The organism is Marcopretia estuarina LEGE 06307 (genome assembly GCF_056633115.1).
Map to the genome: position 1 here is coordinate 471,371 of NZ_JBSJOY010000002.1, position 21,444 is coordinate 492,814.

18 protein-coding genes are annotated in these 21,444 nt (G+C 67.4%); 9 read left to right on the plus strand and 9 right to left on the minus strand.

The genetic code is table 11. From position 1 onward, the window contains the following. Window positions 1-19: 19 nt before the first annotated feature. On the plus strand, window positions 20-1,912 hold the full coding sequence (locus ACWJI3_RS06605) for an adenylate/guanylate cyclase domain-containing protein (RefSeq protein ID WP_255100197.1): 1,893 nt from the start codon (window positions 20-22) through the stop codon (window positions 1,910-1,912). On the opposite strand, the gene thiO is transcribed toward ACWJI3_RS06605, so the two are convergent. Genes thiO through ACWJI3_RS06620 form a run of 3 tightly spaced genes read right to left on the minus strand, consistent with a single transcriptional unit; the run spans window position 1,867 to window position 5,660 of the window. Beyond that, window positions 1,867-3,021 (minus strand): glycine oxidase ThiO, encoded by a 1,155-nt coding sequence (gene thiO / locus ACWJI3_RS06610; protein WP_094512125.1) that lies wholly within the window; start codon window positions 3,019-3,021, stop codon window positions 1,867-1,869. The genes ACWJI3_RS06605 and thiO overlap by 46 nt on opposite strands. A 27-nt stretch (window positions 3,022-3,048) precedes the next feature. Further along, window positions 3,049-4,311, minus strand: a complete 1,263-nt coding sequence (locus ACWJI3_RS06615) for a cation:proton antiporter domain-containing protein (protein WP_480203263.1) — start codon at window positions 4,309-4,311, stop codon at window positions 3,049-3,051. Next, the gene (locus ACWJI3_RS06620; RefSeq protein ID WP_480203264.1) at window positions 4,308-5,660 is read right to left on the minus strand and encodes an alanine/glycine:cation symporter family protein; all 1,353 of its coding nucleotides are present in this window, start codon (window positions 5,658-5,660) and stop codon (window positions 4,308-4,310) included. The genes ACWJI3_RS06615 and ACWJI3_RS06620 overlap by 4 nt, the downstream gene beginning before the upstream one ends. Before the next feature lie 32 nt (window positions 5,661-5,692). On the opposite strand from ACWJI3_RS06620, the gene gatB reads away from it, so the two are divergent. The 4 genes from gatB (at window position 5,693) to ACWJI3_RS06640 (ending at window position 10,431) form a co-directional block, all read left to right on the plus strand. Then, window positions 5,693-7,189, plus strand: a complete 1,497-nt coding sequence (gatB, locus tag ACWJI3_RS06625) for an Asp-tRNA(Asn)/Glu-tRNA(Gln) amidotransferase subunit GatB (protein WP_094512113.1) — start codon at window positions 5,693-5,695, stop codon at window positions 7,187-7,189. Window positions 7,190-7,773: 584 nt separating this feature from the next. Continuing rightward, complete coding sequence (locus tag ACWJI3_RS06630; RefSeq protein WP_480203265.1) at window positions 7,774-8,967, plus strand: hypothetical protein; 1,194 nt, start codon at window positions 7,774-7,776, stop codon at window positions 8,965-8,967. Then, window positions 8,967-9,122, plus strand: coding sequence for a hypothetical protein (locus tag ACWJI3_RS06635; protein ID WP_158217452.1), 156 nt, complete (start codon window positions 8,967-8,969; stop codon window positions 9,120-9,122). The genes ACWJI3_RS06630 and ACWJI3_RS06635 overlap by 1 nt, the downstream gene beginning before the upstream one ends. Window positions 9,123-9,609: 487 nt before the next feature. After that, on the plus strand, window positions 9,610-10,431 hold the full coding sequence (locus ACWJI3_RS06640) for an HpsJ family protein (RefSeq protein WP_480203266.1): 822 nt from the start codon (window positions 9,610-9,612) through the stop codon (window positions 10,429-10,431). 51 nt (window positions 10,432-10,482) lie between these two features. Here the strand turns inward: ACWJI3_RS06640 and coaE are convergent, their stop codons facing one another. Then, entirely contained in the window at window positions 10,483-11,151 is a 669-nt protein-coding gene (gene coaE, locus ACWJI3_RS06645; RefSeq protein WP_480203267.1) for a dephospho-CoA kinase, read from the minus strand. A 100-nt stretch (window positions 11,152-11,251) separates the two neighbouring features. Here coaE and ACWJI3_RS06650 point away from each other — a divergent pair, with 100 nt between their 5' ends. The 3 genes from ACWJI3_RS06650 (at window position 11,252) to ACWJI3_RS06660 (ending at window position 15,923) form a co-directional block, all read left to right on the plus strand. Beyond that, complete coding sequence (locus ACWJI3_RS06650; RefSeq protein ID WP_480203268.1) at window positions 11,252-11,611, plus strand: hypothetical protein; 360 nt, start codon at window positions 11,252-11,254, stop codon at window positions 11,609-11,611. Window positions 11,612-11,775: 164 nt separating this feature from the next. Further along, window positions 11,776-13,014: a bifunctional glutamate N-acetyltransferase/amino-acid acetyltransferase ArgJ gene (gene argJ / locus ACWJI3_RS06655; protein WP_480203269.1), complete on the plus strand. Its 1,239-nt coding sequence runs from the start codon at window positions 11,776-11,778 to the stop codon at window positions 13,012-13,014. Window positions 13,015-13,091: 77 nt separating this feature from the next. Beyond that, window positions 13,092-15,923 carry a cyclic nucleotide-binding domain-containing protein gene (locus ACWJI3_RS06660; protein ID WP_480203270.1) on the plus strand — a complete coding sequence of 944 codons (2,832 nt, stop codon included), beginning with the start codon at window positions 13,092-13,094 and terminating at the stop codon, window positions 15,921-15,923. Between the two features lie 37 nt (window positions 15,924-15,960). Here ACWJI3_RS06660 and gltS read toward each other — a convergent pair whose 3' ends face one another. From gltS to ACWJI3_RS06685, 5 genes are all read right to left on the minus strand, one after another. Beyond that, on the minus strand, window positions 15,961-17,151 hold the full coding sequence (gltS, locus tag ACWJI3_RS06665) for a sodium/glutamate symporter (protein WP_094512090.1): 1,191 nt from the start codon (window positions 17,149-17,151) through the stop codon (window positions 15,961-15,963). Between the two features lie 45 nt (window positions 17,152-17,196). Continuing rightward, window positions 17,197-17,655 carry a hypothetical protein gene (locus ACWJI3_RS06670; RefSeq protein WP_255100689.1) on the minus strand — a complete coding sequence of 153 codons (459 nt, stop codon included), beginning with the start codon at window positions 17,653-17,655 and terminating at the stop codon, window positions 17,197-17,199. Between the two features lie 257 nt (window positions 17,656-17,912). Beyond that, a complete protein-coding gene (locus ACWJI3_RS06675; protein WP_255100188.1) occupies window positions 17,913-18,917 on the minus strand; it encodes an AI-2E family transporter in 1,005 nt (334 codons plus the stop codon). Next, on the minus strand, window positions 18,914-19,900 hold the full coding sequence (gene glsA, locus ACWJI3_RS06680; RefSeq protein WP_255100187.1) for a glutaminase A: 987 nt from the start codon (window positions 19,898-19,900) through the stop codon (window positions 18,914-18,916). Before glsA ends, ACWJI3_RS06675 begins: the two co-directional genes overlap by 4 nt. A 39-nt stretch (window positions 19,901-19,939) precedes the next feature. Next, the gene (locus ACWJI3_RS06685; protein ID WP_255100186.1) at window positions 19,940-20,605 is read right to left on the minus strand and encodes a proteasome-type protease; all 666 of its coding nucleotides are present in this window, start codon (window positions 20,603-20,605) and stop codon (window positions 19,940-19,942) included. Window positions 20,606-20,896: 291 nt separating this feature from the next. Between ACWJI3_RS06685 and ACWJI3_RS06690 the strand changes: the two genes are divergently transcribed. After that, the gene (locus tag ACWJI3_RS06690) at window positions 20,897-21,430 is read left to right on the plus strand and encodes a hypothetical protein (protein ID WP_480203271.1); all 534 of its coding nucleotides are present in this window, start codon (window positions 20,897-20,899) and stop codon (window positions 21,428-21,430) included. Window positions 21,431-21,444 lie beyond the last annotated feature (14 nt).

A 21,444-nucleotide genomic window follows, 5' to 3' on the forward strand; every position in this document is an offset into this window, starting at 1 on the left:
CGGCCGGCATGGTGGGGCGATGAAGCTGAGCACCCGGCGGCTGCCGTTGCTGTCGCTGGCGCTCGTGCTGGCGGTGGGGGCCTTGGGGGGGTGGCCACCGGGCCGCTGGCGCGCCTGGGAGCGCTCGATCGAGCAACAGCTGGTGCTGTGGCGCGGTCCGCGCCAGCCACCGGCGGCGGTGGTGGTGGTGGCGATCGATGACGCCACCCTGCAGCAGGGTGGCTGGTTCGTGAGCCAGAACCGCGCCACCATTCCCCCCTGGGCCCGCGGCATCGGCACCCTGCCCTGGCCCCGCACCGCCTATGGCCTGTTGGCCGAGCGGCTTTTGGAGGCAGGCGCGGCCGGTGTGGCGATCAATGTGGTGTTCGCCGGCCCCAGCAGCCAGGGGACCAGCGACGACCGGGCCATGAGCCGCCTGCTGGAGAAGCAGCGCGGGCGCGTGGCACTCGCGGCGGAGATGCTCGAACCGCAGGACCCCGAAGCAGGCAGCGGCCTCACCCTGGTGCGCCCGGAAGCCTTCATGGCTGCGATCGGCGGCCCCGCCCAGCTTGGGCTCACCAATGTTCTGCCCCAGCAGGAAGGGGCGCCGGCCTTCCACCCCGAGGCCTACGGCCGCGGCCTGCTGCCGGCCAATGGGGTGGAGCCGTTTCCCTCTTTGGCCGGCACCGCGCTTCGGCTGCTGGGGCGGCCGAGCCTGCAACCCGACCAGCACCGCGCCCTCAACGTCTACGGCCCGGAAGGCACCTTCCTGCGCCTTTCCGCCTGGGAGGTGCTGGACCCGGAGCGCTGGCGCCGCCATCCTCGCCGCGCTGCCGTGCAGGGCGCCCTGGTGCTGGTGGGGCCGGTGGTGTCGCAAGGGGAAGGAGGCAATGCCACCCCGTTCGGCAACCTGTCGGGGTTGGAGCTGCTGGCTACCGCCACGGCCAACTCCCTGCAGGGCGATGGGCTGGCTCCGTGGCCGGAAGCCCCCCTGGCCCGGGCGTTGCTGGCGGCCTTGCCGGTGCTGCTGGTGGCGCTGGCGGCGTTGCGGGTGGCGGCGCTGCGCTGGCGGCTCCTGGCCCTGGGTGTGGTGCTGGTGGTGCAGCTGACGGCGGGGGCGGTGCTGCTCGCCCGCGCTCACCGCTGGCTGCCGCTGCTGGCACCGGTGAGCGGCCTGGTGCTGCTGGGCCTGCTCTACGGCGGCGACGCCTACCTGCGCGAGGAGCGGGAACGGCGGCGCCTGAGGCGCACCTTCGAGCGCTACGTGGCTCCCAGTGTGGTGGCCGAGATCCTGGCCGATCCGGCGGCGGCCGATGGCATGCTGCGCGGCCGGCTGCGGCCGGTCACCGTGCTGTTCTCCGACCTCAAGGGCTTCACCCAGCTGACCCGCCTGCGCAGCAGCAACGGCGAGATCGAGCTGCATGTCCAGCAGCTCAACCGCTACCTCGGCGCCATGGTGGAGGTGATCACCGCCCACGGCGGCACCATCGACAAATTCATCGGTGATGCGGTGATGGCGGTGTTCGGCGCTCCGCTCAGCCGGGGCCAGCAGGCAGAGGCTCTGGCGGCGCTGCGCTGTGCCACCGCCATGAAGGCCGAACTGGCGCAGCTCAACGCCCGCTGGGCCGAAGAGGGCCTGCCGCCCTTCGCCAGTGGCATCGGCCTCGCCAGCGGCGCGGTGATCGTGGGCCAGATCGGCAGCCCCCAGCGGCTCGAATTCACCGTGATCGGCGACACGGTCAACCTGGCCAGCCGCCTGGAGGGGCTCACCCGCCAAGTGGACGCCGGCCTGTTGTTCGATCAGGCCACCGCCGATCTGGTGGCGGAGGTGCTGCCGGTCCAGGGGCTGGGGGAACGGCCGGTGAAGGGGATGGAGGCGCTGCCGATCTACACCCTCGGCCCGGCGGTGCGGCCTGCGGAAGTCGGCGGCTGATCTGCGCGGCCCCCCGCAAAAGCCCGGTCCCAGCGGAAGGGGGCCAGCAGTTCCGGCACCGCGGTGGAGCCCAGCAGAAGCGGCACCAGCAGCTCGGCGGTGATCGCGGCCAGCAGCACGCCGTTGCGGTAGTGGCCGGTGGCCAGCCACACCCCCTCGATCGGGCCGGCCCCCAGCAAAGGCGCCTCGTCCGGGGTGCCGGGCCGGAACCCCCACCAGCGCTCCATCGGCGGCCAGCCGGCGGCGGCCGGCAGCAGGGCGGCCAGGTTGTCCTCAAGCTGGCGCTGCCCCTGGGGGGTGAGCCCGTCCGCGAAGCCGGCCTGCGGCTCGGCGGTGGCCCCCACCACCACCAGGCCGTCGTCACGCGGCACCAGGTAGGTCCCGGGGCCGAACACCACCCGCCGCAGCGCCTGGCGCGGTCCCTGCAGCGACAGCATCTGCCCCTTGACTGGATGGACCGGAAGCGCGGGCAGCAGGTCGGCGCTCCAGGCGCCGCAGGCCAGCACCGCCTGCTGGCAGGCCAGGCGCCGCTCCTCCCCGTCGGCGCCCCGCAGTCGCACGCCGGTGAGGCGGCGATCGTGCAGCAGTTCCAGCACCTCGGCACCCTCCTCGAAGGCCACACCCCGCTCCACGCAGGCGCGCTCCAGGGCCCGCATCAGCTGGCGGCGGTTGTCGATCTGGCCGTCCTGGGCGAACAACAGGCCGGCCTGGAAGCTGGGTCCGATGCCGGGCACCTCCGCCTCCAGCCGCGTGCGATCGAGCGCTTCCCCCAGCGCGGCCGTTGGGTAGGTGTCGCGCTCACCGACGGAACGGAAGGGCACCACGATGCCGCAGGCACGCAGGCCGCAGCGCAGGCCGCTGTCGGCTTCGATCTGGGCCACCCAGGTCGGAATTTGCTCCAGGCTGGCCTGGCCGAGGGCGAGCAGCGGGCCGCTGAGCCCCTCGGCATGGGGGGCGAGCATGCCGGCGGCCACGAAGCCGGCCGCCTCGCTGCGCCGGCGGCTGAGCACCTTCACCGCCAGACCCCGACGGGCACATTGATGGGCGACGGCCAGGCCGATCAGGCCACCGCCGAGGATCAGGAGTGGGTCGCTGGCCGCTGCCGGCATGGCTGGGCGGGGAGATCGCACAGCTCTCTAGTGTTCCAGCCGGCGGCACAGCCAGGGCAGGCTCAGGCCCTGCAGGCTGAGGTTGAGGAACACCACCACGAAGATCAGTCCCTCCACCAGATCCTCCAGCCGGGGCAGCTCGGCGGGGGGGATGCCGGGCAGGGAGGGCAGGGCCTGGGTCACGCTGTAGCCCAGGGCGATCGGCACCGCCCCGCGCAGTCCGCACCAGGCGATCAACACGCCTGCCTGCCAGTCGAAGGGCGACCAGGGCTGAAACACCCACACGCTCAATGGCCGGGCCAGCAGCATCAGTCCGAGGGCCACCAGCGCTCCGGGCAGGGCGGCGCCAGGGAGGCTGCTGGCATCGATCAGCACACCGAACAGCAGAAACACCGTGATCTGCATGGTGGTGTTGAAGGGCTCCAGGCTGTGCTCGAGCAGTTCCGGCGTGATCAGCTTGTTCTCGTAGATGTTGTTGGCCAGAAACAGACCCGTCACGTAGGTGGCGATGAAGCCGGAGCCCTCCAGCAGGGTGGCGAAGCCGTAGGAAGCCAGGGCGATGGAGATGCCCACCACCAGGATCTGGTCCTTGCTGGTGATCAGGTGATTCAGCGCGTACTGGGCCAGATAGGTGAGAATCAGGCCCACCAGGATGCCGCTGCCCACGCTCTTGATATAGCCCTGGAGCTGATCCAGCAGGGCTCCACCTTCGCTGCCCCCCTGGCCGGTGAGCCCCACGATCAGAAACAGGAACAGGATCGCCGCGGGATCGTTCACCGACGACTCGAACTCCAGCAGTGAGCGCACCCGCACCGGAATGCGGTCCTGCACCACCCGCAGCACGCTGAGGGTGGCGCCGGCGTCGGTGGAGCCGAGGCAGGCTGCCACCAGCAGCGCCACGCTCAGGGGCATGGGTTGGCCCAGACCATGGAACACCGCCCAGATCAGGCCTCCGAGCAGCAGCGACGACACGGCCACGCCGCCCACCGCCAGCAGCACGCCGTAGCCCAGGAAGCCCCGGATGTGCTGGGTGTCGGAGTTGAGCCCGGCCACGAACAGCAGCATGCTCAGGGTCACGGTGTGCAGGGCCTCCACCGCCTGCACCGTCAGCAGTCCGGCGCTGGGCTGGATGGCGACCCCCAGCACCAGGATGCCGAGGATGGCAGGCACCCGCAGCTGCAGGGCCAGCCGGCTGGCCACCAGGGTGGCCAGGTAGGTCACGGCGATGGCGGCGAGCAGGCCATGCAGCGGAATCTGCAGGCCGGTGGCTATGGGCCCGGTTGCGGTCATGGGTGGTGGCCAGGGGTGGGGGTTGGGGGCAGCGGCTTGGGCAGCGCGGCGAACCAGTGGAACAGGAACGGGGAGAGCAGCAGCAGGCAGAGCAGGTTGGGCAGCACCACCAGGGCCTCCAGCAGTTCGGCCACCTGCCACAGTCCATCGCCGCTGCCGGGGGCCAGCAGCACCAGGGCGCCGCACCAGCAGCCGCGGAACAGTGGCCGCCAGCGCAGGCCTGTAAGAAACACCAGACAGCGCTCCGCCACGACGCTGGCGGTGAGGATGGTGCTGAAGGCGAACAGCACCAGCGCCAGGTGGCTGATCCAGAGTGAGCCGGGTCGTGCCCAGGTCATGGCGGCGTTCACCACGCTGAACGGATCGCCGCCGCTGCGGTAGGCGCCGCTGGCGATCACCAGCAGGCCGATTGCGCTGCAGACGGCGGTGTCCACCAGGTTTCCCAGCATGGCCACCGTGCCCTGGCGGAGCGGATCGGCGGGCCAGGCGGTGGCCTGCACGATGGCGGCGCTGCCGGTGCCGGCCTCATTGGAGAACACCGCCAGGCGAACGGCGGCACTCACCGTCACCGCCACGCTGCCGCCGGCGATGGCGCTGGGGGCGAGGGCTCCGTCCAGCACCTGTACGAGCACCTGCTTCAGCTGGTCGAGGTGGTCCAGCAGCAGCACCGCCATGGCCAGGCCGTAGCCCAGCACCATCAGCGGCACCAGCACCACGGCCACGCGGGCGACGCGTTTCAGTCCGCCACTGATCACCGCCGCTGTGGCCAGGGCCACCACCAGGCCGGTGAGCAGGGGCGGACTGCCCAGGTCGAGGGCCATCACCCGGGCCAGCTGGCGCACCTGCAGGCCGTTGGAGGAACCGAAGGCGGAGACCACGGTCATCGCTGCGAACACCGTCGCCAGCCAGCGCCAGCGCCGGTGCAGGCCGCGGCGGATCGTGAGCATCGGCCCCGCCAGCACGCTGCCATCGGCCAGGGGGCGGCGGAACTGGACGGCCAGAACCGTCTCCGCAAACTTGAGGGCCATGCCCACCAGCGACACCGCCCACAGCCAGGCCAGCACCCCGGGCCCGTCCAGGCTGATCCCCAGGGCCACGCCGGTGATGTTGCCGATCCCCACGGTGCCGCCCAGGGTCACCAGAAAGGCGCTCCAGCTGTCCAGCTCGCCCTCTGCAGCCCCAGGGGCGGGGCCGGGGTGGCGCAGGGCCCGCCAGAGCTGGCGCAGGCCGAAGGGAATCAGTCGCCAGGGCGCGAAGTTGAGCCCCAGGCAGAGGAATACCGCCACGAAGCACACCCAGTCCACCAGGAGGTCCCAGACAAACTGGTGGATCGTTGCAACCAGTTCCATAGGATCGGCCCTGATTGGCAGGCGATGGGCTCATGGTGGCTGATGGGACGGCACACGCTGAAGCAACCGGACCCTGGGAGGCCGTGATCGGCCTGGAAACCCACGTGCAGCTCGGCACCGCCAGCAAGATCTTCACGGCCGCCTCCACCAGCTTCGGCGACGACCCCAACACCCACATCGACCCGGTGGTGCTGGGCCTGCCGGGTACGCTGCCGGTGCTCAATGAGAAAGTGCTGGAGTATGCGGTGAAGGCGTCCCTGGCGCTCAATCTGCAGGTGGCCGAGCACAGCAAGTTCGACCGCAAGCAGTATTTCTATCCCGATCTGCCGAAGAACTACCAGATCTCCCAGTTCGATCAGCCGATCGCCGAAAACGGCTGGATCGAGGTGGAAGTGGCAGAGAAGGGCAAGGACACCTACCTGAAGACGATCGGCATCGAACGGCTCCACATGGAGGAAGACGCCGGCAAGCTCGTGCACGCCGGCAGCGACCGTCTGGCGGGCAGCACCCACTCCTTGGTGGATTACAACCGCGCCGGTGTGGCGCTGGCCGAGATCGTCAGCAAGCCCGATCTGCGCACCGGCCGGGAGGCGGCGGAGTACGCCTCCGAGATCCGCCGGATCATGCGCTATCTAGGCGTCAGCGACGGCAACATGCAGGAAGGTTCGCTGCGCTGCGACGTCAACATCTCCGTGCGCCGCGGGCCCGATGAACCGTTCGGCGTGAAGGTGGAGATCAAGAACATGAACTCCTTCTCCGCCATCCAGAAAGCCTGCGATTACGAGATCGCGCGCCAGATCAAGGCGATCGAGGCTGGTGAGCCGATCCACCAGGAAACGCGGCTGTGGGATGAGAGCAAGCAGCTCACCAAGAGCATGCGCAGCAAGGAGGGCAGCAGCGACTACCGCTACTTCCCCGAGCCCGATCTCGGCCCGATCGAGGTCACTCCGGCGCGGCGCGAGGCCTGGCGGGCCGAACTGCCCGAGCTGCCGGCCGCCAAGCGTCACCGCTACGCCGAGCAGCTGGGGCTGTCGATCTACGACGCCCGCGTGCTGACCGAAGAGCGGGGGATGGCCGAATACTTCGAAGCGGCGGTGGCGGCCGGCGCCGATCCCAAAGGCGTGGCCAACTGGGTCACCGGTGACATCGCCGCCTATGTGAATGCCAATCGCCTCTCGCTGGCAGAGCTGCCGCTCAAGCCGGAGCAGCTGGCTGAGATGGTTCAGCTGATCGAATCCGGGGTGATCAGCGGCAAGATTGCCAAGGAACTGTTGCCGGAGCTGCTGGAGAAGGGCGGCTCCACCAAGGCGATCGTGGCCGAACGGGGCCTCGGCATGATCAGTGACCCGGCGGCGATCACGGCGATCGTGGAGGAGCTGCTGGCGGCCCATCCCGAGGAAGTGGCTGCCTTCCGTGGCGGCAAGAACAAACTGCAGGGCTTCTTTGTGGGGCAGCTGATGAAGCGCACCGGCGGCAAGGCCGACCCCAAGCTCGCCAACCAGATCCTGATCGCCAAGCTGAACGGCTGAGGTCCGAGCCTGAACACTCGCTGAGTGTTTCGGGCCTGGACACTCCCTGGGTCCACCGCCAGAGGGGAAGAGTCTGCTGGGTCGCTGGGGCTGCTTGGCGCTGAGCCTTGAGCCTCGCTGGGCCTGCTGTTGTCCTGCTGAGCCTCTGGAGTTGGGGCCCAACGGCTCTTCTCGCCGCACAGCCAGTCGCGTCGGCTGTTCCTTCAGCTGTGCTGAGCGCTGGTGACTCATGGAGTCGCCGGTCAGGTGCCGTGGCGTGCCACCTCCGGTAGGAGGCCCCCCGCCACGACGCTGCATCACAGCTCGCCTCCCCTCTTGCTGGCTCGCCGTGGCCCGGCCTGAAGCAAAGCCTGAGAAAAAGGTTTGCAAAACCTGAGAGCACCATGTATGTTTGGTGTCGATTGGCACAGTCTTCCGGCCATTGCCCGACGGCAGCCCTCCTCAGGCGGCCCATGTCCTGAAAAATCCATGAGAGCGGGTCTCTCAGTTCACGCCTGAAGGCCAGCCGTCGACTCCACGGCGTTTCCGCCCTCAGGCGTGCAGCACCCGCCGGCCCTTTCACGAAAAGCATCATCTGATTAGTCATGCCTGCAGCTTCCGACATTCGTGCCAGCCACGATCAGCATTTCAGTAACTGGATCACCAACCCCGACACGCTGACCACTGCTCGCCCATCAGGCAACAGCATTACCGCAGGCATCCCTTGGGTTCACGTCGATTTTGACGGCTACGTAACCGGGCCGACTGAAACCACAACTGTGTCTCGCTATCAGACAACAAACAGCAACTACACGCTGGATCAGCGTCGCCAGGTGCTTGAGGCCCTCGACAGCGCTTACGCTCCGTTCAACGTCAGGTTCACGACGGACCCCAATCCATTCCCCGGCGCCGGACCCTATGCCGGGAGGCTGCTGGTTGGGGGAACCATGACCAGAAACGGCCTTGGCCTTTTTGGCGTGCCTGGAATTGCCCGGTCAAACTCATTCAGAAGCGCAATCAGCAACCCTATCGCCGCCGTTCAGTGGAACACAAACCCACGGAGCACAAACCTGCCGCTGACTGTTAGCACAGTGGGTTATTTCGCTGTTCACGAAATCGGCCACACGCTTGACTTTCGGCACAAAGGCCTGCTGGCTTCCAGCACGCAAGCAGCCGAGGAGTATTACGACGGGCACCTAACGGCGGCTGGTAATCGCTGGGTTCCATACATGGGGAAAGCCCCAGTCGGCGTGAATGTGTTTCCGCAGTGGAGCCAGGGCAGCTATTTCAGGAACGGTCGCGCCGCTTCAAACTCTGTCGATGAAGTGGCAGCCCTGACGGCCCGACTCGGCGCAAGGCCTGACGATTTCGCGGACACGATCACCGGCGCATTGCCCACTCGCAGTGTGGGTGACGGTCGGTTTGTATCTGGCACCATCGGCACCAGAAATGACGTGGACATTTTTAGGTTCCAATGGAACGGCGGGCCGCTCAGTCTTCGGGTTGATCCCGCTGGTGCTGTCGCTTCTTCCCCTCAAACGCAGATTGCCTTCGGCGCGACCGACGACGTAAGCGGCCTCAACTTACAGATGGACATTCTCAGCAGCAACGGCACCGTGGCGTTCACGTCATCGCCAACCAACAGCAAAGGCGCAGCTTTTACTGATCTAAACCTATCGGCTGGTACGTATTTTGTCCGCGTGGATGGTGTGGGGGAGGGCAGCTTCACCGGCGTCAATAGCACCGGCTTCGATGACTACGGATCTCTCGGCGGCTACACGCTGAGCGGACTGCTGTAATGAACGCCCGCCTCGCCCTCCAGACCATCGCTCAGCGTGCCTTAGCGCAACGTGATGCCGACCGCCTGCGGGTTGCCCAGGAACTTGATGCTGCTGACGAACTCAACCACGATGGCCCAAAGCTCATCATCCTGATCGCCAAGCTGAACGGCTGAGGTCCGAGCCTGAAGCCTCGTTGGGCCTGCTGTCCTGCTGAGCCTCTGGCGTTGGGGTCCAACGGCTCTTCTAGCCGCACAGCCAGTTGCGTCGGCTGTTCCTTCAGGCGTGCTGAGCGCGGGTGGCTGATGGAGTCGCCGGTCAGGTGCCGTGGCGTCCCACCTCCGGTAGGAGGGCCTCCCCCGCCACCACGCTGCATCACAGCGCGCCTCCCCTCTGGCTGGCTCGCCATGGTCCGGCCTGAAGCAACGCATGATGAAAGGGTTTGTAAAATCTGAGAAAACCATGTATGTTTCCTGGCGATTGGCCCACTCTTCCGGCCATTGCCCGACTGCAGCCCTCCTCAGGCGGCCCATGTCCTGAAAGATCCATGAGAGTGGGTCTCTCAGTTCACACCTGAAGGCCGGCCGTCGACTCCACGGCGCTTCCGCCCTCAGGGGTGCAGCACCCGCCGGCCCTTTCACGAATCTCCGCAGCGAACCCCACGTGACCACCGCTCGCCCCGGCCTCCCCGCCCCGTTTTCCCGCCCAACGGGGCAGCCGGTTGCCGTCAGCGCCGTTCTGGATGGCGCCGCTTCGTGTCTATTTGTGGTGTTCGCGATCAGCGCCCTCACGCTGTTCCTGCCGCTCGATCCCACCAATCCCACCTGGCAGCTGCGAGTGGTCGGCGGTGTGATCCAGGCCGCTCCCCTGGCTCTGGTGGGCTTTCTGCTGCTGCATGGGGCGGCCCATCTCGATCCGGAGCGCTCCCGCTACACGGTGCGATTGGCCACGGCGCGGCAGCGGGCCCTAGTGGCGGCCTTGGGCTTCGTCCTGCTGGTCCCGCTGCAGGCCACCGCTCTGTGGACACTGTTCACCGCAGATGCTGATCAGCTCGCCCAACGCAGGGCTAGCACCGAAGCCACGTTCGTGGCCCTGCGCAGCGCCGTCGGTGAGGCCACCACGCCCCAGGAGCTGCAGCGAGAGATGCGGGTGCTGCGGGGCCCGGCCATCAACGATCAGCAGCTGGATCAGCCGATCGCGGCCCTACGCACCCAGACCCTGCGCAATCTTGACCGCACCCAGGCGGTGATGGACCAGAAATTGCGTGGCCCCGATCAGAAGGGGATCATCGAGCTGGTACAGAACGGCATCCGGATTGGCGTGTCCGGGCTGGCCTTTGCCTTTGCCTTCGCGCTAGGCGCGCTCCAGTGCCGTCCTGCGAGTGCACGGCGGTGCCGAAGCGTCATGGGCGTTTTTTCCCGCCCGCGTTCGCATGACCTCGTGCCGTCTCGCGTGCCGGCCTCCTCCGTCACCACCCGGCGTTAAGCGCTTCCAGCCTGCTGCGGCTCCAGCCAGTTTTCACAGGCGAGCAAGGGCTTAGCGCCTTTCGCCCGTCGCCTCCAGCCCGAGCGCCCGACCCAGCTGGCTCGCCAGGCTTTCGGCGCCTTGGCGGTTGTCGATCAGCACATCGGCAAGCGAGCGCTTGCGCTCCAGCGGCCACTGGGCAGCGATCCTGGCGTCGGCGTCGGCAGCCGTGGTGCCATCGCGCGCCAGCAGACGTGCCCGTTGTTCGGCTGGTTCACAGTCCACCAACCAGATTTCCGAGCAAAGCGACTCCAGGCCGGCCTCGAACAGGAGAGGGATCATCAGCACCACGGCCGGTTCCTCTGCAAGGCCCTCCAGCTCCTGGGTAAAGCGCTGGCGCACCAGCGGGTGCACCAATCCTTCCAGCCAACGGCGCTCCACTGGATCGCTGAACACCAGCCGACCGAGAGCCCGCCGATCGAGCGTCTCAGCGGGATCTGCTGCGGCACCTTCAGCACCTTCGGCACCGCCGTCTTCGCCCTGCCGCGGCACCAGCACCTGGGTGCCGAAGCGTGCCACCACGGCTTGGCTGCCGGCGGTTCCGGGAGCGAGCGCCTCCCTGGCGAAGAGGTCAGCATCAAGCACCGGCACTGCGAAGCGGGCCTGCAGCAACTGGGCCACGGTGCTCTTGCCCGTGGCGATGCCGCCGGTGAGGCCGATGCGGCGTTGGTGTGTGGCCATCAGGCTCGCCTCAAGTCGCAGGGTGACTGTGGAGCGCTGGTCTCACGCCGGCCCTCAACGGCTCGCTTCGGGGAACTCGAGCAGTCAGCTGACGCAGCATGTGCTTGAAGAGTTGAACGGTGAACCCACCGGCATCCTGTTGGCGGATAGCCATCGTTCCAGCGAGGCTGTAAACCAGCCAGCCCATCCTTACGCATTCGTGCCATCAGATTCATTGACTGTTTCGATCGTGAAATGCGCAGTGATGAGCTCAGTATTGAACTGCTCGATCGGACAATCCTTGATCGACGGCATTTTCTCTCCGGAAAGCACCCGGCACATCGCGCTTGAGTGCAGTTTCGACGGAATCACTCTAAAGCCAGCCACAATCAGGTGTCAACAGTTTTCGGTTTCGTTCAATCGCCACCTGAAAGCAATCTCAGGTCACCGGCTTTTTGTCGAAATAAATGACTATGGCTGAGGAGCAAGCTAGCGCCAAAGACCACTCAAGTTCATGCCAGTTCATGCCGGCCAGGGTGTGGCTGCATGCTTTTCTTCATGTGCTCAAGTGGTTTGACCAGGCCCCGCGCCCCCGGCTGGCCGCCTGCCGCCCCCGAAGATGGCAACAGCTCCAACAGGCGCCCCATGACCCGCATCCCCGCCCCCTGGCAGCCCGTGCCCGGCGGTCTCACCGCCCCCAGCGGGTTCCTGGCGGCCGGCAGCACGGCCGGGCTGAAGGCCTCCGGCAAGCCCGATCTCTCCCTGTTGCTGGCACCGGCAGGGGCGGTGTGCGCCGGCAGCTTCACCACCAACCGGGTGCGCGCTGCCTGCGTGGATCTCTGTGAGCAGCGGCTGGCGGCCAGCGGCGGCCGGGCCCGCGCCGTGCTCACCAATTCAGGCCAGGCCAACGCCTGCACCGGCGCGCGCGGCCTGGCCGACAGCCTCACCGCCACCGCCGCCCTCGCCGCCCGGCTGGAGCTGGCGCCGGAGCAGGTGCTGATCTGCTCCACCGGGGTGATCGGCGTGCCGATCCCGATGGACCCATTGATCGCGGGCCTCGATCCGCTGGTGGCGGCCCTCAGCCCCGAGGGGGGCGCCGCCGCCGCCACGGCGATCCTCACCACCGATCTGGTCGACAAGCAGATCGCCCTGGAGGCCAACCTGGGCGGGCGGCGCGTGCGCCTCGGCGGCATGGCCAAAGGCTCGGGGATGATCCACCCCGCCATGGCCACCATGCTGGGCTATCTCAGCTGCGATGCCGGCGTGCCGGCCGAGCTGTGGCGGGGCATGGTGCAGCGGGCGGTCGACCGCTCCTTCAACGCGATCACGGTGGATGGCGACACCAGCACCAACGACACGTACCTGGCCTTTGCCGCCGGTGAACCCCTGAGCCCCGAGCACTACGAGGCGCTGGAGGCCGGCCTCACGGCGGTGTCGCAGCACCTGGCCCGGGCGATCGCCCGCGACGGCGAAGGCGCCAGCTGCCTGATCGAGGTGCAGGTGGAAGGGGCCGCCAGCGAGGCCGGCGCCCGCGCCATCGCCCGCACCATCTGCGGCTCCTCGCTGGTGAAGTGCGCCATTCACGGCCGCGATCCGAACTGGGGCCGCATCGTGGCGGCGGCGGGCCGCGCCGACGTGCCCTTCGATCCCGAGTCCGTGGCGCTCTGGCTGGGGGCGCACCAACTGATGGCCGCTGGCCAGCCCCTGCCCTTCGATCGCCCGGCCGCCTCCCGCTACATGGCCGATCGCGCCGCCGGCGCCTATCTCGATGACGACACCGTGGCCATCCGGCTGGTGGTGGGCGACGGCCCCGGCCACGGCCTGGCCTGGGGCTGCGACCTTTCGGATCAATACGTGCGCATCAACGCCGACTACACCACCTGAATCCCGCTGGCACTAGCGGTTTGCGCGAATCTTGCCGGCATTAGATCGCTAAGGTCAGCGCACCGATTCCTGGCCCGATGGCGATTCAGCTGCGTGAATCCCGGATGCATGTCATCCGCTGGATTCTCACCACCGGCTGGCTGTTGATCATCGCCTCGCTGTTCTTCGACCCCTGGAGCGCCGCGCTCACCGATCCGGGCCACCCCTGGAGCCCGTTGCGTCTGAGTGAGGCCTGTGTGCCGGTGCAGGACCGCTGCCTGGGCGAGCAGCCTTATCCGCTCGGCACCACCCTCTTCTGGGGGGCGGTGGTGCCCTCGGGAATCTTCATCCTGCTGGTGTTCGGCCATGAGCTGTGGCGACGCATCTGCCCGCTCTCCTTCCTCTCCCAGATCCCTCGCGCCCTGGGCCTGCAGCGCCAGATCGCCAAGCTCAATCCCCGCACCGGCGAGCGGCGCCCCCAGCTGGCCAAGGTGCCCGCCGATTCCTGGCTGGCCCGCCACTACTCGAGCGTGCAGTTCGGCTGGCTGTTCGCGGGCCTCTGCGGCCGCATCCTTTTCTTCAATGCGGATCGCCTGGTGCTGGCCGCCTGGCTGCTGGGCACGATCGCAGTGGCGATGCTGGTGGGTTGGCTGTACGGCGGCAAGGCCTGGTGCCAGTACTTCTGCCCGATGGCGCCGGTGCAGAGCGTGTTCTCCGCCCCCTCCGGGCTGCTGGGCAGCAAGGCGCACCTGAGCGAGCAGCCGATCACCCAGTCGATGTGCCGCACCACGCTGCCCGATGGCAGCGAGCAGAGCGCCTGTGTGGCCTGCCAGCAACCCTGCATCGACATCGACGCCGAGCGCATGTACTGGGCGCGGATCACCACACCGGCCTTCGCCTTCGAGCGTTATGGCTATGTGGGGCTGGTGCTGGGCTACTTCCTCTATTACTACCTGTACGCCGGCAACTGGGAGTACTACTTCTCCGGGATCTGGGTCCGCCAGAGCGACCAGCTCGCCACCCTGCTCAGCCCCGGGCTGTTCCTGTTCGGCCAGGCCATCCCCATCCCCCGCCTGGTGGCGGTGCCCCTGGTGCTGGGGCTGTTCACCTGGCTGGGGGTGGTGGTGGGGCGCTGGATCGAAGCCGGTGCGCGCTCCCGCGAACGGCGCCTTGCCGCCCGCAGCGGTGCCATGCCACTGTCGCCGGAGCAGCTCCGCCACCGCATCTTTGTGGTGGCCACCTTTCTGGTGTTCAACTTCTTTTTTCTGTTTGCGGGTCGGCCGCTGCTGCGGCTGCTGCCGCCCTGGGTGCAATACCTCTTCGACGGCGCCCTGGTGGCCTTCAGCACGCTGTGGGTGTACAAGGCCTGGCGCCGCAACCCCGAGATCTACAGCCGCGAGAACCTGGCCAGCCGCTTCCGCAAGCAACTGGAGCGCCTCCAGCTCGATGTGGGCCGCTTCCTCGATGGCCGCACCCTCGGCGACCTCAACGCCCACGAGGTGTATGTGCTGGCCAAGGTGCTGCCGGGCTTCAGCAGCGAGAAACGCCACGAGGCCTACAAGGGCGTGGTGCGTGAGGCGCTTGAGGAGGGCTACGTGAGTGTGGCCACCAGCCTGGAGGTGCTGCAGCAGATGCGCCGCGAGCTCGGCATCTCCGATGAGGAGCACGAGCAGCTGCTCGAAGAGCTGGGGGTGGAGGATCCCACCCTGCTCGATCCCGCCAACCGCCGCAGCCTGGAGGATCAGGTGCGGCTCAGCGGCTACCGCAAGTCGCTCGATCGACTGATGCGGCTGCAGAGCCGTGCGCAGGAGCAGGGCGACACCAAGGCGATCCGCTCGCTGCGTCGCCGCTACGGCATCACCGCCGCGGAGGAGGAGGAGATTCTGGGCGGGCTGTCGCCGCAGGCCAGCGCCGCCCAGAAGGCTGAGGTGCTGCTGCAGCGCCTGCCGGAACTGATCGAGGCCTTCCGCGCCCTGCAGCAGCCGTCGCTGCCGGAGGCGCCGGTGGTGCGCGCCCTGCTCAGCGGGCACATCCGCCACCGGGAACAGCTGAGCCTGCGGGCGATCCTGTGGGCCCTGGCCACCCTGCAGCAGGATCCTGCCGTGCCCGCCCTGGTGGCAGATCTGCAGAAGCTCTCGCCATTGGTGCTGCTGGAGCTGCTGGAGCAGGAGCCGTGGCAGCAGCGCCTGCCGGCGGAGGTGCTGGCGGCACTCACCCAGCCGGGCACAGGCGCCAGCTGCTCGCTGGTGGTTCCCCTGCCGGTCACCCTGCACCACCTCGACACCCTGCTGCAGGACCGCAACCCGCTGATCCAGGCCTCCGCCCTGTTCCTGATCGCCCGGCTGGACGGCCCGAAGGGCCAGGCCCAGGCAGCGGCGCTGCGCGGTGGCGCGTCCGCCCCGCTGCTGGCAAACACGGCCGAGCGCCTGCTGGCCCAGGGCGATACGCCGTCCAGCCTCGAGGCCTGCCCTGAGCTCGAAAAGCGGGTGGTGCTGGCCACCTGCGAGGCGTTCCGCGGCCTCCACCTCGACACCATCAACGCCCTGGCGGAGGTCTCTGAGCTGCGCCGTTACAGCGCCGGCGCCCTGATCACCGAAACCGGCGACACCTGCCGCGAACTGCTGTTGCTGATCGAAGGCGAAGCCCTGGTGCACTACCGCGATGGCGACCCCAGCGCTGATGGCCCAGGCACCCGGCAGGAGCGCTTCCGGCCGGGCCAGATGCTCGATGAGCTCGAGGTGCTCACCCACAGCGCCACTGAGAACACGATCACGGCGGCGCAGGAGGGCACGCGCCTGCTGGCGGTGCCAGTGGATGGCTTCGATGCCCTGCTCGATCGCGATCAGGACTTCGCCAAGCGCGTGCTCGAACTCGAAACGCGTCAGCTGCAGCGCTTCATGGGCACCCTGCCTGCTGCGGTGGCCGGCTGAGCGCCGTCACCCCCCTGCAAGCACTGTGCCCACTGGATCAGCCGAACACATTCAGGAAGCGCTGGATGATCACCGCATTGCTGATGTCCACGAAGAAGCCCGATACCAGCGGCACCACGATGAACGCCCGCCGTGCGGCCCCATACTTCTGCGCCACCGCCGACATGTTCGCCATCGCCGTGGGTGTGGCCCCAAGTGAAATGCCGCCGAAACCGGCGCAGATCACGGCCGCTTCGTAATCGCGGCCCATCACACGGAACACCACGAACAGCGCGAACAGGAACGACACCACGAACTGGGCGGTGAGGATGGCGATGATCGGGCCCGCCAGCGAGGCGATGGTCCACAGCTGCAGGCTCATCAGCGACATTGTCAGGAAGATGCCCAGGGCGATGTCGGACACGATGGCCAGGGATCGTGCCGGCGCCAGCTCGCGCACCTTCACCAACCGCGGCACGGTGTTGGTGAGAAAGATCGCCGCGAACAGGCAGCACACGAACAGGGGCAGATTGCTGCCCACGGCCTGCAATCCCTCGAAGAGCAGTTCACCCAGGCCCAGGCTCATGTTGAGCCAGAAGAGGGTCCGCAGCAGCGTGAAGTAGGTGACCCGTTCGAGCGCGTTGCTCTCGGCGGCGGCGTCTTCCACCACGCAGGGAGTGGGCTGGAGCTTGTTGCGCTGGATCAGCAGCCGGGCGATCGGCCCGCCCATCAGCGAGGCGAGCACCAGGCCGAAGGTGGCGCAGGCCACGCCGATTTCCAACGCATTGCTGATGCCGTGCGTTTCCGCGAAGCGGGGAGCCCAGGCGATGGCGGTGCCGTGGCCGCCCAGCAGCGATACCGAGCCGCCCAGCACCCCCACCAGGGGATTCAGGCCCAGCACTGTGGCTACGCCGATGCCGGTGAGGTTCTGCAGCAGCATGAACACCACCGTGGTGGCGATCAGGATCAGCAGGGGTCGTCCGCCGGAGAGCAGGGTGCGGATGTCAGCGTTGAGGCCGATCGCCGCAAAGAAATAGAGCAGCAGAAAATCACGGGTGAGCAGGTTGAAACCGATCTCCAGCCCGGAAATCGCATGAACCACCGCCAGCAGCACACACACCAGCAGGCCACTGGTCACAGGCTCGGGAATGTTGAACTCCCTCAGAAAGGCCACCTTCCGGTTCAACCAGCGGCCGACCGCCAGCACCACGATGGCGATGTTGAACGTGGCGAAGCTCTCGAATTGCATGGCGGGTGGGGATCAGGGCAGGAGTGGCTCAGGCCGGCCGTCGCCTCAGTCGCATCCCTGCACGGAGATCCGGTAACTGAAACCCACGGCTGCGGGCCTGGTGCTGGAGCCCACCCGGAAGTTCATCAGGTTGGTGCGCTTGCCCGGCACCGCCTGAAACGGGCCGAACTTCCGGCCGGTACCCGGTTCAAAGGTGGGGGTTTCATTCACCACCTGCAGGCTGGTGCCATCGGTGAAGCGCATGAAGGCGGCCACCGGGAAGGTGGCCCGTTCGGTCGAGGCCGACGTGAAGAAGAACTGATAGCTACGGAAGGGCTGGTCCACGATGAAATCGGTGTTCCAGTTGGTGCGGCCCAGCAGCCGGTCGGGGCCGATCCGCTTGGACACCACCGGCTCGCCGCTGCCGCCGAGCGGCATCAGAAAGCGGCAGCGGGCCTCGGCGCTGGTGGTGCTGGCGGCGGCCACCATCAAGGCGGTGAGCAGGATCGGTGGGATCAGGCGCATCGAAACCATGGGAGAGCTCGCATCCAGGCAGCAGCATGGCAGTCTGCTGGAGATGCTCAGATCCCGGCACCTGAAGCGAGGAACCCGTGAACCGAGGGGAACCAGGAGCGAGGGCCACCTGCACAGGGGAACGCCTAGATCGTGGTGCTCGCTGCTCGTGACAGAGCCTGCGGCAAGACTCTTCAGCGAAGAGGCTCAGTGCAGACGTTCAGCGCGGAGCTTCAGTGCAGAGGCTCCACCCTTACTCGTCTCCGCCCCTACTCATCGCCTGCGGGTGTGAGAGCGATGGCCTCCTGCTGCTGGCGTTCCGTATGGAGCCAGAGGGCAATCATGCCCGCGATCGGGATGGCTAGAAACACCCCCAGCAGACCAGCGACCCGCTGACCGATGAAGAGCGAGAGAAAGAGCAGCACCGGATTGAGCTCCATCGCCCTGCCCATCACCCTGGGGCGCACGATGTTGTCCTGAATCTGGCCGAGCAGCAGCGAAGCGATCAAGGCCCGCAGGCCGATCTCTCCTCCCTGGGAGGCAAAGACCATCACCGAGACCAGCACGATGCCGAGGGTGGCCCCGATGCCGGGGATCACATCCAGAACCCCCACGATCACCGCCAGGATCAGGCTGTACTTCACACCCAGCAGGGGAAAAACCACAGCCGTCGAGACGGTCAGAAACACCATCAGCAGCAGCTGACCACGGATGAACCCCAGCACGCTCTGCAGAAAGGTGTGGGCAAAACGATCCCGGTGGGCTTCCGGAATCAGCCGCAGAAACCCTTTCCAGAGCTTCTCCCCATCGATCAACATGTAGAGGCTGATCACCGCACCGAAAATCCCGGTGAACACACCGGAGAACACGGTCTGCAGCAACCCCAGCCCCGTCAGCAATCCCTCCTGCAGCAGGGAGGTGATTCTGTCGAATCCATAGGCTTCGAGGTAGCCGTGCAGAGGCGTGAGATCCTGCTGCTTCATCCTGCTCTGCAGATCCAGCACCAGGCCCTGGCCCTGGTTCAGCACCTGCAGGCCAATGCCGGTGACGAAACCGATCAGGAGGAGCAGGGCGCTGAGAGAAACGATGGCAATCGCCCATCCCCGTGGCAGATAGCGGCTCAGCCAGGTCACCGGGATGTTGAGCAGCGCCGCCACGATGGCGGCAGCGGTGAACACCGCAATCGTGCCTGAGAAGTAGTCGAAGATCAGCACCGTGACGCCAACGCAGGCCACCAGCAGGAGATACCGCACGAGATTCGTGGTGCTGATCATTGGTGGCTCTCTGCCCTGGAGGCGAACAGGTTCAGGCCCAGGGCTTCCGAGAGAAAACGGGCCGTGAGCTGGCCGCGCACGCTGTTGCCCGCCTCATCGAGCGGTGGCGCGTAGGTGGCCAGGCCACCCTTGCCCGGTGCCACCGTGATCATGCCGCCGGCCACGCCGCTCTTGCCGGGCAGGCCGGTGGCGTAGAGCCAGTCGCCGGAGGTTTCGTAGAGCCCGGCGGTGACCATCACCGCCAGCACGTGCTGGCAATGGATGGCATCGATCACCTGCTCCCCTGTGATCGGCTGGCGCCCGCCGTTGGCCAGCGTGGCCGCCATCACGGCCAGGTCGGCACTGGTGACCCGCAGCGAGCATTGACGGGTGTAGAGATCGGTGGCCTCTTCCGGATCCCACCAGAGGCGCTGCTGAGCGCTCAGCAGGCTGGCGATGCCGGTATTGCGGCGGTTGGTGGCCAGCTCGGAGCTGTACACCTCTTCATCCACCTCCAGTGGCCGGCCGGCGAAGCGGGAGAAGCCGGCCTCGATGAAGGCCCACTTCTCCTCGGGCGTGGTGCCTGGCGCCAGGCTGGTGGCGGCGATGGCGCCGGCATTCACCATCGGATTGGAGAGCCCTTCGCTGCTCCGCTCCACCGCCAGCACCGAATTGAAGGGCAGCCCGGTGCTGTTCACCCCCAGTTTTTCGCGGGCTTCGTCTTCACCGATCGCCTGGCAGATGAGCGCGAACTGAAACGGCTTCGAGATGCTCTGGATGCTGAAGGAGGCGCGGGAATCGCCCGCTTCGATCAGCTGCCCGCCGCAGCCGGCCACGCAGATGCCGAACTGCTCGGCATCGGCGGCGGCCAGGGCGGGGATGTAATCGGCCACCTTGCCCTCTCGCACCGGCGCAAAGCGCTGATGCGCCTCCAGCACCAGTGCCTCCACCACCTCGGCGGAGGGCAGGTGGCCGGTGGAGATCCACTCGGAAACGGTGTGCATGGGTGAACGGCTGGTGGTGGGGCGGTGGCGACCGGCGCGTCAGGCCGCGTCCAGGTTCTGCTCCCAGACGAAGCTGGGCAGCCGGTGCAGGGCTTCCCGCTGGGCGCTGCTCCAGGTGTCGATCATGGCGGCCAGTTCCGGCGCCTCCGCCTCGAAGGTGACGCGATGGGCCACCGAGTGCTTGTTGCGGGGCACGATCGCCAGCTCAAACGGCGGGCCAACGGTGAGGTTGGAGCGGTGGGTGAGTACTTCCGAGATCAGGCAGAGCCGGGCGGCATCCTCCAGCGACAGATTGGTGGAGCCCACATTGTCGAGCGGCGGCTTGCCGTACTTCGATTCACCGATCTGGAGATAGGGGGTCTGCGGCGTGGCCATCACCGCATTCCCCTGGGGGTACACCATGAACAGGCCGTGGGGTTCGGTGCCGATCTGCCCGCCCAGGATGAAGGTGGCCTCGGCACTGGTGCCCGCCTGCTGCAGAGCGGCCCGGTGCTTCTCCTGCACCGCCACGCTCACCGCGCCGATGTAGTTGGCCGCTTCGAACAGGTAGTGGCAGGAACGCAGGTCCTCACCAGTGCTGGCTTGGCTAGCGATCTCCTGGTCAAGGTCGCGCTGGATGTGGTTCACCACCGCCTGAGTGGTGGCGAGATTGCCGGCGGCCAGCAGCACGAACAGCCGATCGGAGGCCGGCTGAAACACAACCATCTTGCTATAGCTGGAAATATAATCAACTCCGGCATTCGTGCGGGAATCAGAAGCAAAAACCAACCCTTTCTCCAGCCAGTAACCGATGCAATAGGTCACCTTGAATGGTCTGCAAGAGCAGCAAAACCCTAGCGTCGAGGGAGATGTGAGCCACAGGACATCGCCAAGATTCCGCCGCTGTGCTCAGCGATCCGCCCAGCCCACGGTCTGGCACCCAAACGGTCACCTGCCGGCCAGCCGTGGCGGCTCCGCACAGGCACGGGCAGGATGGGGGCCTTCCAACCGTGACCAATGACCCAGGCCGGTGCGCGTCGCAGGTCAAAGCGTCCCGCCAGGGGCGCCGACGCCGATTCCGCCGGCCGCTCCGGCGCACGAACTCCCGGCGCCCGCCCGCCGGCCCAGCCCCCTATTCCCGGCTGGACGCTGGCGCTGGTGGCGGGAGTTGCCTTCGGGCTCGGCTACGGCCTCACCGGGCGCCTGCTCGATCTCCGTCCCGATGGCACGGCCCGCCTCGGTGAGAGCTTTGAAGTGAGGCCCACCCCTGGCACCAGCCTGGAGAGCCTGCGCATGCGCTTCGGCACCCCCAGCGAGGGGGTCGAAGACCTGGGCCTGCTGGAGCAGGAGCAGCGCCGCCGCGAGGAACAGGAGAAGCGCGAGGCTGCGGCCCGGGCCACCCCGGCGCCCGCCGACCCGAAGGCCAGCACCCGCGAGGAGCCGGTGCCGGAAGCGCCGCTGTTGCCGGCCGAGCCGCCACCTCCTTCCGATTCGGTGATCACGCCCACTGAGCCGCCGGCGGCGGCGGATCCCAACGGCACAACGCCCTGATCTGCCACAGTTTC

Bases quoted from the DNA above. Each gene is read 5' to 3' on its own strand.
- ACWJI3_RS06690 (WP_480203271.1), top strand. From the start codon at position 20,897: ATGACCCAGGCCGGTGCGCGTCGCAGGTCAAAGCGTCCCGCCAGGGGC.
- ACWJI3_RS06605 (WP_255100197.1), top strand. From the start codon at position 20: ATGAAGCTGAGCACCCGGCGGCTGCCGTTGCTGTCGCTGGCGCTCGTG.
- thiO (WP_094512125.1), bottom strand. From the start codon at position 3,021: ATGCCGGCAGCGGCCAGCGACCCACTCCTGATCCTCGGCGGTGGCCTG.
- argJ (WP_480203269.1), top strand. From the start codon at position 11,776: ATGACCCGCATCCCCGCCCCCTGGCAGCCCGTGCCCGGCGGTCTCACC.
- ACWJI3_RS06670 (WP_255100689.1), bottom strand. From the start codon at position 17,655: ATGCGCCTGATCCCACCGATCCTGCTCACCGCCTTGATGGTGGCCGCC.
- ACWJI3_RS06675 (WP_255100188.1), bottom strand. From the start codon at position 18,917: ATGATCAGCACCACGAATCTCGTGCGGTATCTCCTGCTGGTGGCCTGC.
- ACWJI3_RS06630 (WP_480203265.1), top strand. From the start codon at position 7,774: ATGCCTGCAGCTTCCGACATTCGTGCCAGCCACGATCAGCATTTCAGT.
- coaE (WP_480203267.1), bottom strand. From the start codon at position 11,151: ATGGCCACACACCAACGCCGCATCGGCCTCACCGGCGGCATCGCCACG.
- gatB (WP_094512113.1), top strand. From the start codon at position 5,693: ATGGTGGCTGATGGGACGGCACACGCTGAAGCAACCGGACCCTGGGAG.
- ACWJI3_RS06660 (WP_480203270.1), top strand. From the start codon at position 13,092: ATGGCGATTCAGCTGCGTGAATCCCGGATGCATGTCATCCGCTGGATT.
- ACWJI3_RS06685 (WP_255100186.1), bottom strand. From the start codon at position 20,605: ATGGTTGTGTTTCAGCCGGCCTCCGATCGGCTGTTCGTGCTGCTGGCC.
- ACWJI3_RS06620 (WP_480203264.1), bottom strand. From the start codon at position 5,660: ATGGAACTGGTTGCAACGATCCACCAGTTTGTCTGGGACCTCCTGGTG.
- ACWJI3_RS06635 (WP_158217452.1), top strand. From the start codon at position 8,967: ATGAACGCCCGCCTCGCCCTCCAGACCATCGCTCAGCGTGCCTTAGCG.
- glsA (WP_255100187.1), bottom strand. From the start codon at position 19,900: ATGCACACCGTTTCCGAGTGGATCTCCACCGGCCACCTGCCCTCCGCC.
- gltS (WP_094512090.1), bottom strand. From the start codon at position 17,151: ATGCAATTCGAGAGCTTCGCCACGTTCAACATCGCCATCGTGGTGCTG.
- ACWJI3_RS06615 (WP_480203263.1), bottom strand. From the start codon at position 4,311: ATGACCGCAACCGGGCCCATAGCCACCGGCCTGCAGATTCCGCTGCAT.